The sequence below is a fragment of the Aliamphritea hakodatensis genome (assembly GCF_024347195.1).
GTDB lineage: Bacteria > Pseudomonadota > Gammaproteobacteria > Pseudomonadales > Balneatricaceae > Amphritea > Amphritea hakodatensis.
On sequence record NZ_AP025281.1, the window covers coordinates 4,202,093 to 4,213,520 of the forward strand.

The following is an 11,428-nucleotide window of genomic DNA, read 5'->3' on the forward strand; positions in this document are numbered from 1 at the left end:
TTACAGGATCAGTAACAGCATTGCCGCGCCGGATAACCACAATGGCGTGTAATCCGGTATCGGCAGGATTCGCTGTACGGTGCCCCACGGCCCCTGATAACCGTCAGATTCAACACTGCGGACCCGCAGGTAACGCACCTGCCCTTCTACCGCATCGAAACTGATCCGGGCTTCATCCTGCAACTGGTCCAGCAACAGGTCTTCAAAGTTTTCATCGGTCGCCATCTGTACCTGATACTGCTGCTCCGCAGAGCCCGCGCGCCAGGAGGCAACCAGTTTGCCGTCTTCCGACACTGCGCCCACTGCCGCTTCCACTTTTTCAGGTGCCGGTTTTACCTGCCAGCTGCGGGAAATACCCACCGGACCCTGTTCACCGCTGGCGGTAATGCTGGTCAGACGCCAGTAATACTCACCCGGCACAGGCAAGTCGGCAGTATCAAAACGGCTGCCGGTAATATCATCCTGATCAATCACCAACTGGGTAAAGGCTTCGTCTGTCGCAATTTCTAACCGGTAACGGGCAGCATCCGCAGACGCAGTCCACTGCAGGACGGCAGTGTCGCCCCGCAGAACCTGTTCCGGGACCGGCTGTAACTGCAACGGTGGCTGGGGATGGGCATCCAGCACAAACGGCTGAACACTGTTCAGACCTTCAAGCCCCAGCGCATCTATCGCCCGTACCCGCAGGTAATACTCACCATCGGCTATATCCGGTAAGGCAATCTTGGCGTACTCACTGATCCGGCTCCACTGCACCACATCAAAATCAGCATCGGCAGACACTTCTGCCCGATACGCTTCAGCCTTATCAACCGCCGGCCAGCTCACCAACTGGCTGACATTCCGTACCGGCGCATCAAAGGCCGTCAACCCGGGAGGCGGTAATAACTTGCGGGGTTTAATTGGCGCTTTGCCTTCAGCCACCTGGGTGCCGAAGCCACGCTTAACCAGAGTATGCTTACCGGCACCACTGACTTTTACCTTGCCGTGTAATACTTCAATGTTAGAGACCTTACCGTCTTCACCCACCAGTGCCCGGTACTCGGTACCGCGCACTGCACTGATGGCTGAAGGGGTCTGTATTTCGAACCGGGAACCCGGCCCCGATGCCGGTGTTACACGGGTGTCCATCCGTCCCTGAATCAGGTTCAGGCGGGAATCCACCATGCCGGTTTTACCGTGCGCACTGAGGTGATCGAAGCGAATCAGGCTGTCGGCATATAAGGTCAAAATGCTGTTATCCGCAAAACGGATCGCCAGAGTGCTGTCTCCGCCGGTGCGGATCTGATCGCCGAGGAACACCTCATCACCGTGCTGCAGCGCCAGCTGTTCGGAAGTGCCGGCCCGCTGTAGCTGGGCATCGCCTAACAGCTCATCAACCGTAGCCGGTACCGGATTACTGCGAATCCATTTCAGCGGTATCCGCAGCTTAATGCCCGGCGGCATCTGTTTAGGATTTTCAATTCCGTTAATTTTACGCAGCGCTTCGAACCGGGTTACCCGGTCCAGATACTGTTCACTGAGATTCCAGAGGTTATCGCCTTTGGTGGTGGTATAAATCCAGTCCTGCGCCATGGCGACTGAGGTGAAAGAAGACAGTACTGATAATACCGTTGCAGCGATTATGCGGCGGCCTAGCATCGTTATATATCCTTCTTAACTTTGCGGTCTCAGCTCCCTGATACTGCCGGATACTGACGCAAGCTATGTTTCAGGGTAATCCCCTGTTCACTTCATCAGCCTCCACTCTAGCAGCACAATCCTCATTGGCCTACCCGGTAACCGGCTGAATCGGTCATTTTCTGATACAAATTTGATATTCTACAAGAAGTTAGCTGCAGACTATAGATATATGGCGTTCTCAGATAAGCAGGGGCGGCAGGATATTAACAACGGTTTAACCCTGCAACAGTTACACTGATACCGACGTTGACGCTGAACACCACCCGGGAAACAACCATGCAGGTATTGATTGTAGAAGACGACGCCGAACTGGCCGCCGCCATTGCCGACTACCTTTCGCTGTTTGAAGTGGAATGCGATTTTGCCTACAGCGGCAGTGCCGGCCTGGAAATGGCCCGCCGGGGCAATTTTGAAATCATCATACTGGACCTGATGTTACCCAGGATGAACGGTTTCAGTGTCTGTCAGACCTTGCGGGATCAGGGCTACAACACCCCGGTACTGATGCTTACCGCCTGTGATACCGATGCTGACCAGTTGGAAGGCTTTCTTGCCGGTGTCGATGATTACGTCACCAAACCCTGCGCCATGCCGGTTCTGTGGGCCCGGCTGCAAGCCATATACCGGCGCAATAACCCGGCGTCGGATACGCTGACCATCGGCCCGCTGAAACTGGACCTGCGCAGTGAAAAGGCCAGCCGCAGCAACCAGCCCCTCAGGCTGTCCCCTATCAGTTGGCAGATACTTGAACTGCTGGCCCGCCACAGTCCTGAAATAGTGCCCCGCAAAACCATCGAGCAGCATGTCTGGCCCGACGGACAGGTCGACAGTGGTAACTTCAACGTCCAGCTGCACATGTTGCGTAAGGTGGTAGACCACCCCTTTGAATCGGTGCTGATCCATACATACACCGGCAAAGGACTTTGCCTGAAGGACGTTCCGGAATGAAACCCCGTAAAGCCGCTATCCCACTGGCACAAACCCTCCGGCAGCAACTGTTCTGGGTCGGCTCAGTACTGACTGTCGGGTTTCTGATCCTGATTTTCAGCCTCGGTATTTATTCTGCCGACACCCTGTCCGACAAACTCATGTGGCTGGAAGCGGAGTCTGTCGTCAGCCAAAGTCCGGATCAGCCACTGCCCAGAACCCCCGGTATGAGTGCCTGGCGACAATGGCAAAATGTCCCGCCAGACCTGCAACAGATTTTTGATATCAGCAATCTGCAACCGGGAGATTCATTAGAAGCAGAACAGCGCAACGCCGGTGGCAGCTATGAATATCTGTATCTGTTATTTATCGAAGATCCCCGCCACGGCAAGCTTTATCTGATCAGCCGGCACCCGGCGGATCAGGTAGAAAGTGCCTTCGATGAGTTTCTCAGTGAAACCCTGCTGCAGGCAGCGCTGTTCACACTGGTGATTATGCTGATTATTTTTCTGGTGATTGCCTGGGTTCTGCGGCGGACACTGGAGCCTCTCAGCCTGCTCAGTGAATGGGCCGGCCAGCTGAAAACCCATCCCCGGGAAGCGACTGATATTGAGTTTCCGATCACCGAACTGAACCAGCTTGCCCGGCAGTTACAGGAAGGGGTTGCCCATGTGCAGGCGGTGAATGAACGGGAGCAGCAGTTCCTCAAACACGCCAGCCATGAACTGCGTACCCCGCTGGCGGTGGTACAGGCCAGCCTGGATACCCTGCAGGTGCAAACGGCCAACACCCTTGCCAGCCGGCCGGTTAACCGGGCACTGAAAGCCAGTAACCGTATGATGCAGCTCTCTGAAGCCCTGCTCTGGCTAGCCCGCGAAAGCAATAAAACCATCCCCCAAATCAGCGTAAACCCCTATGCCCTGTGTGATCAGTTGATCAGTGACCACCGTTATCTGCTGGAGGGGCGCAATATTCAGATCAGCCAGCATATACTCGCCCCTGAGCTGATCATTGAGGAGCCGCTGCTCACCGTCGTATTGGCAAACCTGATCCGCAATGCCTGCCAGCACAGCGGACCGGGCAATATTTCCCTGCAGCTCAACTCACAGGGTGTCAGCGTTACCAATCCTGCCGAAGCGGATCAGCATAATCCGGAACCCGGCTTCGGTCTGGGGCTGCAGCTGGTTGAACGGATCTGCCAGAAACTTGGCTGGCAGTTTGAATTCAGCCTTGACCGGAACATCGCTGTCGCCAGCGTTTACTGGAACCGTCCGGCACCTTAAAAAACCTTTAAGATGTGTTCTGTCATGATCCTGCCTGAATCTATTTTTCAGGCAGGAGTTAGCGGGTGTCGCTGTCACAATCACACACACTTCATACTACACGGCTGGACGGACTGGATATCGCCCGGTTTCTGGCCTTTGTGGGAATGGTCATCGTCAACTTCCGGATTATTTTCAGCGGTGATTCCGATAATGACTTCAGCACACTGGGGCAGCTGTTAAGCCTGCTGGAAGGCAGGGCTGCCGCCACCTTTGTGGTACTGGCAGGTATCGGTCTGGGGCTGGCGGGCATGCGGGCTGCCCCGGAACAGTCAACCTTCGCCACTGCCATTGTTACCCTGAAACGGTCGGTTTTTCTGCTGGTACTGGGCCTGCTGAATATGCTGATCTTCGATGCCGATATTCTCCATTACTACGCGGTGTATTTCTTTTTCGGGGCCCTGTTGCTCTCCCTCCGCACAGGCTATCTGATAACCGTCATCGTCAGCCTCAATATCCTCAGCGTGTTGCTGATTCTCACGCTGGATTTCAGCACCGGCTGGAACTTTACCGACCTCAGTTATACCGACTTCTGGACCCCGGGCGGTTTCATCCGCAACCTGTTCTTCAACGGCTGGCATCCGGTCACGCCCTGGCTGGGATATTTACTCTTCGGTATGGTGCTCAGCCGTTGCCAGCTGCAGCAACCCGGCACGCGGTGGTGGTTAATTGCCGCAGGTACCGTTGCGGTCGCAGGGGCAGAGCTGGCCAGCACCCTGCTGATCCCCTTCTTGAGCAGTATTGATCCGGAACTGGCGGATCTGGGAACCACCGATGCTGTACCGCCGATGCCCCTGTACTTTCTCGCCGGCTGCGGTACAGCGGCAACCGTCACCGGACTCAGCCTGTTGCTGGGGCAACAACTGCAGAACAGCAAATTGCTGAGCTACTTAACACCGGCGGGCCGCCACAGCCTGACTCTGTACATCGCCCATATTTTGCTCGGCATGGGACCGGTAGCCCTGCTGGGAGGGACTGGCACCTTCAGCGTTTTCACCTCGCTGATGACAGCGTTCGTGTTCTGTGGCCTGTCCCTGCTGTTTTCATATCACTGGTCGCGCCGCTTTAAACGGGGCCCGGCCGAAAGCCTGATGCGCAGGCTGGCCGGTTAAGCGGCCCGCCAGAGCGTCTGTTTTTTTCAGGATACACCAATGACTCAACAATCTTCTGTTGCTCCCCGCCGCCGCTGGCTGTGGCTGATCATCGCCTTTACCGCACTGGCAACGGTGGTCGGCTGGCTGATCACCACTGAAGACACGGTGGATATCAGCCATACCCAGGCTGCCCCTCGCCTGCCGGTGGTCAGCGTTGAAACCGTCACCCCCCAGCCGGCCAGTATCAGTATCAGTGCATTTGCTGAGGTGCGGCCCCGCTGGTCTGCTGAACTGAAAGCCGCGGTCAGCGGACGGATTACGGAAGTAACCCCTGCCGCACTGGCCGGCAGCCACGTAGCAGAAGGCGAGATTCTGATCCGTCAGGAAGACAGCCCTTATATCGCTGAGGTTGCTCAGGCGGAGCAAGCACTTGCGGATGCCCGCCGCCAGTTGCTACGGGCCGAAAGTAAAACCACCGCCGCACGGCGGCAATACAAAAGCCGCGGCACCCGGCCCGCTAACGAACTGGCACTGCATTTACCTGAGCTCAGGGTTGCAAAAAAAACCGTTGCCGCTGCGAAGGCCCGTCTGAACGCAGCCCGCCTGACACTGCAAAACGCCACGACGCTGGCCCCCTTCTCCGGTTTTATCACAGAACGGATGGTCAGCCCGGGTCAGACCGTAAATACCGGAGATGCCATGATACGTCTGGTGGATGACCGTCAGCTGGAACTGACCGTTGAACTGAGCCGGAACGAATGGGCACTGTTACAACAGCCTGTCGCTGGCCGGCAGGCACAGCTTTTCGCTGAAGATAACCAGCCGCTGGGTCACGCTGACATCCGTCAGGGCGGCGGATTTCTGGATCAGAAAAGCCGCCAGTACCGGGTCTTTATGGAAATCAGCAATGCCACCGAAAGCCCGGTGCTGTCCGGTGATTTTGTCAGAGTCGGGTTGCCCGGTATCACCATCCCCGACGCCCTCAACATTCCCGCCAGCGCCCTGACCCAGGCCGGTAAACTCTGGTATCTGGACCGGAACAGCCAGCTGCAACACCTGATGCCTGACGTCATCAGCCGGATACAGAATCGCCTGATCATCCGTAATCCCGACAGCCATGTCAGCAGCTGGCGCATTGCCACCACCCCGCTGGCAGCCTTCCTGCCGGGTATGCGGGTCAGTGGCAGGGAGGAATAAACAATGCAAACCGCCGTACGCTGGTTTATCCACAACCCGGTCGCTGCCAATCTGATGATGGCCTTTATTGTCTTTGTGGGGGTAATGACCACCCTGACAATCCGCATCGAGGGTTTTCCAAGAATCCCGCCGGAATCCGTACTGATCAGTACCGGCTGGTCCGGGGCGACAGTGGCCCAGGTTGATGAACTGGTCACCCGAAAGATCGAACAGTCTCTGGAAGGGCTGCCGGGGGTTCGAAGTATCCGCTCTCAGTCCGCCAACGGTTCGTCATTCGTCACGGTGCGAAAAGCCGGCGGACAGGATCTGCAACAATTGCTGGATAAGGTCCGTCTGCGCATCGATGGCATTCAGGATCTGCCGGCAAAAGCCAAACGCCCGGTCATTGAAACGGATGGATTTGATATCCCCGCCCTGTATATCAATCTTTATGGCGATACCGATCTGGCCACCCTGCAGACCCTTTCCGAACGCCTCAAAGAAAATCTGCTGGCCCGTGAAGAAATTTCCCGGCTCACCACCTGGGGCATTCAGCCACGGGAAATCCGTATCGAAATTCAGCCGCAGCGAATCCGTCAGTTAGCGCTGACTCTGGCAGACGTAACAGCAAAAATCCGCGCCAGTTCTCTGGATTTCCGTGCCGGTACCCTGCGTACCCGGGATGGCACCCTGTATCTGCGCACGGATAACCGTGCCCGTTTCAGCCATCAGTTCGCGGCCATTCCCATTGTTGAGCGGCCGGATGGCAGTCAGATTTTACTGGGGGATATTGCCAATATTCAGGACACATTTCTGGAGGGGGATTTCCTGTTTCGCTTTAACAACGCCTCCACCACCGGCATGGAAATACTGGTTGGCAAAAAAGAAAACCTGCTGGAAATATCAGCCGTGGTACATGAGGTCATTGACGCCTTTCAGCCACAGCTGCCTGCCAACGTAGACATTACTGTCTGGGGGGATTCATCAGGGTACATTGCCGACCGGCTTGAACTGTTGAAAACCAACGGTGTGCAGGGTCTGTTGCTCGTGGTGCTGATGCTGTCGGTGTTCCTTAAAGTCCGGCTGGCGTTCTGGGTGGCCATGGGCATTCCGATCTCGGTGATGGGTGCACTGGCCGTGGCCGGCACCGGCTGGGTAGATTACTCGCTTAACGATATCACCACCTTCGGTCTGATCATCGCACTGGGCATTCTGGTGGACGATGCAGTAGTGGTTGGCGAAAGTGTGTTTGAAGAACGCCTGAAACATAAAGATGCGTATGCCGGCACCGAAGCCGGGGTTGAAAAAGTCGCGGTGGCCACGGTATTTGGTGTCCTGACAACCATTGCCGCTTTTGCGCCCATTCTGCTGATGGACAACCCACTGGGCAAAGTACTGGCGGGCTTCTCCGGGATTGTGATTCTGGCGCTGATTTTCTCACTGATCGAAAGTAAGTTTATTTTACCGGCCCATCTGGCCCACATGAATCTGGATGACCGCCCGCCCCGCTTTTTACTGGCCCGTCTCTGGCATCGGGTGCAGCAAACCGCCCGCCGGGGGTTACTGGGCTTCCGGGATCGTATCTATGCCCCGTTACTGAAACATGCTCTGCGGCAACGCTATGCCGTGCTGATCATGTTTATCGCCGCCGGTACTCTGGGATTAGGTATGCTCTATATGGGCAAGATAAGGACGGTATTTTTCCCCGATGTGCCGGGCCAGTTGATCCGGGTGAATCTGGTGATGGACGCCCGTGCGCCTTTCCGCCTGACCCGCCAGCACATTGAGCATATTCAGGCCACCGGGGAAGCCCTTAACCAACACCTGCAGCAACAGGCCGGGCTTGACCAACCGCCCATCCGCAGCATATTTCTGATTGCTCCCAGCGCAAAATCTGCCCAGATATTTGCGGAACTGACCCCCACCGCCGACCGGCCAACACTGGGCGTACTGGACATTGCCCGGCAATGGCGGGAAAACACCGGACAGCTGGAAGGCAGCACTGAGCTGGTTTTCGCCGGTTCAGAAGACATTGCCGGCGGTTTTCAGATTCGTTTACAGAGTAAAGACACTCAACAATTAGCCACCGCCAGCCAGGAACTGCAAACCTATCTGGCCGGAATCACAGGGGTAAGTGAGCTGCGCGACAGCCTGGTGACCGGCCAGCCGGAACTGGAAATCAGGTTACGGCCCGAAGCCCGGACGCTGGGATTCACCAGTGAATCCTTAGCCACGCAGATTGGCTACGCATTCGGTGGAACCGAAGTTCAGAAACTGCGCCGGGACAGTAACGAAATAAGAGTGCTGATTCAGAACGCCCGGGCTGACCGTGACACGCTGGACGACTTACTGCAAACCCGGTTACGCAGCAGCACCGGCGCCTGGATCCCCCTGCATGCGGTTGCTGAATTCAAAGGCACCTATGTGGCAGGTACCCTGCACCGGCGCAATGGTAAGCAGGTTAATACCGTCTCCGCCGCCATCGACCGCAGCAAGACCTCACCGGAAGAAATCGGTCAGGCCATTTTTGGTGAATATGCCGAACAGTTGCAGGCCCGTTACCCCGGCGTGGAAATTTTGCCCGCCGGTGAACTCGAAGAAATGGGCGGTATCCGAAAAAATCTCATCAAGGCACTGATGCTTGCGGCGGTACTGATTTATATCCTGATGGCGGTGCCGCTGAAGTCTTACTGGCAGCCGTTTATCATTATGTCGATTGTCCCCTTCGGGTTTATCGGCGCGGCCATGGGACATATGATTATGGATCTGCCCCTGTCGCTGTTGTCATTTTTCGGCATGCTGGCACTGACCGGCGTGGTGGTAAACGACAGCCTGGTGATGATGACCCGCTATAACGATGCCCGGCGCAGCGGTATGGACATACCCGACGCCCTGCAGGACGCCGGCACCGGCCGCTTTAATGCAATCTTTCTGACAACCGCTACCACGGTTATCGGCCTGGTGCCTCTGTTGTCGGAAACCTCTGAACAGGCGCAGTATCTGATTCCCGCCGCTGCGTCTTTAGCCTATGGTGAGCTGTTTGCCACGGCCCTGATGCTGATTCTGGTGCCGGTGCTGATTGCCATCGCCGAAGACATTAAATCACTGGGAAAACGGTTTTTAGCCCCGGTGATACCGCTCAGACATACGACTCAAGGTAAACCTACGACCCGACATCATCCAAAACACTAAAATAGTCCCGGGGTCGCTTGCCGCACGCCGGAACCGGACTGCCTATAATGATGTACCCGAAGCTTTCACAACGCGGGATCTTACTTATAATCAAAGATGTAATACCCGTTTTTGAGGATTCAATGTTCAGACCGATAAAGTTTTTCCGCAAGAACATCTTTGCCTCCGGCCTCCTATGCTTGCTGTTTACCACATTCAGCACTGCGTCGGCCGCTGACACTCTCACCCTGCGTATGCTCACCTGGCAAGGCTATGCGCCTGTCTCGCAGGCGGACAGATTCCGGGAACTCATCCTGAAAAAATACGGCGTGCCCCTCAATATCGAAATCGCTTATGTTGATTCCTCTGATGATTTCTTCGATGCGATCCGGGCTGGCCGTGTGGATATCATTGCCCCCAGCCACAGTGTCTTTAATGATTCACGCTACAAATTTCTCGACCGCCAGCTGCTCATCCCGATTAACCTGGACAATGTGCCCAACTATGCCGGCCTGATGCCACGCCTGAAAGCGATCCGTTATGCCGATGCCAGCGAAGACGTTTTCTTTGTGCCTCTGACCTTCGGCCCCTATGGACTTGCCTATAATCAACAGCAACTTCCCAATGCGCCCGGTTCCTGGAAAAGCCTGTGGCAGCCTGAGTATGCGGGCCGCTATACCGTGAATTCTGATTACTATGAAGCCAATATCTACATTGCAGCCCTCGCATCCGGTATGAGTATCGGGGATATAAACAATGTGGATAAACTCAACACACCTGAGCTCAGGCAGATGCTGACTGCGCTGGTAAAAAATGCCAGCCAGCTCTGGGGCGGTGTGGATCAGGCCAGCGACCTCAGTGGCCATACTCTGGCCACGTCCTGGGGATTCTCTTTCCCGGCACTGCGTCAACGGGGCGAACAATGGAAGATGGCCTGCCCCCGGGAAGGGACTACTGTCTGGATCGACGGCTACGCCCTGAGTAAGACCTTACAGGACCGGCCACAGCATAAACGCATTGCCGAAGAATGGATTAACTTCACACTGAGCAAGGCGTTTCAAACCCGGGCAATCTATCAGCAACTCAACAGTTTTCCGGCCAGCGAAGCCGTATATCGCGCACTTAAAAACGCCGGCACCCTCCCCCATGATGAAGCCTGTATTAACTTTGATTTTAAATGGCCTGAGCTGAACAGCCGGGAACGCAACTTTATGAAGAGCATCTGGCAGCGGGCATTACAACAGGCAAAGACCCCCGCCAACAGCAGCTAAGTTTCTGCTATGCTCCGGGTCATCTACAGACAGCAGAGCATCAGACAATGACAACCTCCACTATTCTGATCACCGGGACTAACCGCGGTATAGGCCTGGAACTGACCCGGCAGTTTGCCGCCAGCAACTGGCGGGTGCTGGCGTGTAGCCGGCAGCCACAACACGCCAGTGAACTGCAGTCGCTGGCGGCACAGTACAGCAACATTGAGCTCTTTGAGCTGGATGTCACGGATTATCCACAGGCCGCAGCATTATCTGACCGGCTTAAAGATATCCCCATTGATATTTTACTCAGCAACGCCGGATCATACGGCCCCAAAGGCTATGATTTCGGAAACGTTGATCCGCAGGCATGGCGGGATGTGCTGGAAACCAATACCATCGCTCCGCTGATGCTGGCGCAGGCCTTTGTATCCCAGGTTGCAGCCAGCCGGCAAAAACTGATTGCGGTAATCAGCAGTAAAGTTGGCAGCATTACCGATAATCAGGGTGGTGGCGGATACATTTACCGATCTTCCAAAACCGCGGTGAATCAGGTGGTGAAAAGCTTATCGGTTGATCTCGCCCCGATGAACATCAGCGTCGTCAGCCTGCACCCGGGTTGGGTCCAGACCGAAATGGGCGGGCCGAATGCGCTGATCAGTACCACTGAAAGCGTCAACGGATTGCAACAGATACTGTTACAGGCCGGGCCGGCTCAGAGCGGCCAGTTTCTGGAATACAACGGCAACACCATTCCCTGGTAGAGCCGGCACCGGCCCCTGACCGGAGACAAAAAAAACCA

Annotated in this window: 8 protein-coding genes; 7 read left to right on the plus strand and 1 reads right to left on the minus strand. The window is 55.8% G+C overall.

Annotated features, from left to right (window positions below; all coding sequences use genetic code 11):
• Nucleotides 1-1,641, minus strand: a complete 1,641-nt coding sequence (locus tag PCI15_RS19220) for a FecR domain-containing protein (RefSeq protein ID WP_271271524.1) — start codon at nucleotides 1,639-1,641, stop codon at nucleotides 1-3.
• 318 nt (nucleotides 1,642-1,959) lie between these two features.
• Here PCI15_RS19220 and PCI15_RS19225 point away from each other — a divergent pair, with 318 nt between their 5' ends.
• From PCI15_RS19225 to PCI15_RS19255, 7 genes are all read left to right on the plus strand, one after another.
• The gene (locus PCI15_RS19225; RefSeq protein WP_271271525.1) at nucleotides 1,960-2,631 is read left to right on the plus strand and encodes a response regulator transcription factor; all 672 of its coding nucleotides are present in this window, start codon (nucleotides 1,960-1,962) and stop codon (nucleotides 2,629-2,631) included.
• Nucleotides 2,628-3,893, plus strand: a complete 1,266-nt coding sequence (locus PCI15_RS19230; RefSeq protein WP_271271526.1) for a sensor histidine kinase — start codon at nucleotides 2,628-2,630, stop codon at nucleotides 3,891-3,893. The genes PCI15_RS19225 and PCI15_RS19230 overlap by 4 nt, the downstream gene beginning before the upstream one ends.
• Nucleotides 3,894-3,958: 65 nt before the next feature.
• Entirely contained in the window at nucleotides 3,959-5,044 is a 1,086-nt protein-coding gene (locus PCI15_RS19235; protein WP_271271527.1) for a DUF418 domain-containing protein, read from the plus strand.
• A 39-nt stretch (nucleotides 5,045-5,083) separates the two neighbouring features.
• On the plus strand, nucleotides 5,084-6,223 hold the full coding sequence (locus PCI15_RS19240; RefSeq protein WP_271271528.1) for an efflux RND transporter periplasmic adaptor subunit: 1,140 nt from the start codon (nucleotides 5,084-5,086) through the stop codon (nucleotides 6,221-6,223).
• A gap of 3 nt (nucleotides 6,224-6,226) precedes the next feature.
• Nucleotides 6,227-9,394 carry an efflux RND transporter permease subunit gene (locus PCI15_RS19245; RefSeq protein WP_271271529.1) on the plus strand — a complete coding sequence of 1,056 codons (3,168 nt, stop codon included), beginning with the start codon at nucleotides 6,227-6,229 and terminating at the stop codon, nucleotides 9,392-9,394.
• A gap of 179 nt (nucleotides 9,395-9,573) precedes the next feature.
• The gene (locus PCI15_RS19250) at nucleotides 9,574-10,644 is read left to right on the plus strand and encodes an ABC transporter substrate-binding protein (protein ID WP_271271530.1); all 1,071 of its coding nucleotides are present in this window, start codon (nucleotides 9,574-9,576) and stop codon (nucleotides 10,642-10,644) included.
• Between the two features lie 47 nt (nucleotides 10,645-10,691).
• Nucleotides 10,692-11,390: an SDR family oxidoreductase gene (locus PCI15_RS19255; protein WP_271271531.1), complete on the plus strand. Its 699-nt coding sequence runs from the start codon at nucleotides 10,692-10,694 to the stop codon at nucleotides 11,388-11,390.
• The last annotated feature ends 38 nt before the right edge of the window (nucleotides 11,391-11,428 follow it).

What these genes read in the sequence shown, in the direction of transcription:
- PCI15_RS19220 (WP_271271524.1), bottom strand. Translation starts at nt 1,641, where the DNA reads ATGCTAGGCCGCCGCATAATCGCTGCAACGGTATTATCAGTACTGTCT.
- PCI15_RS19225 (WP_271271525.1), top strand. Translation starts at nt 1,960, where the DNA reads ATGCAGGTATTGATTGTAGAAGACGACGCCGAACTGGCCGCCGCCATT.
- PCI15_RS19230 (WP_271271526.1), top strand. Translation starts at nt 2,628, where the DNA reads ATGAAACCCCGTAAAGCCGCTATCCCACTGGCACAAACCCTCCGGCAG.
- PCI15_RS19240 (WP_271271528.1), top strand. Translation starts at nt 5,084, where the DNA reads ATGACTCAACAATCTTCTGTTGCTCCCCGCCGCCGCTGGCTGTGGCTG.
- PCI15_RS19245 (WP_271271529.1), top strand. Translation starts at nt 6,227, where the DNA reads ATGCAAACCGCCGTACGCTGGTTTATCCACAACCCGGTCGCTGCCAAT.
- PCI15_RS19255 (WP_271271531.1), top strand. Translation starts at nt 10,692, where the DNA reads ATGACAACCTCCACTATTCTGATCACCGGGACTAACCGCGGTATAGGC.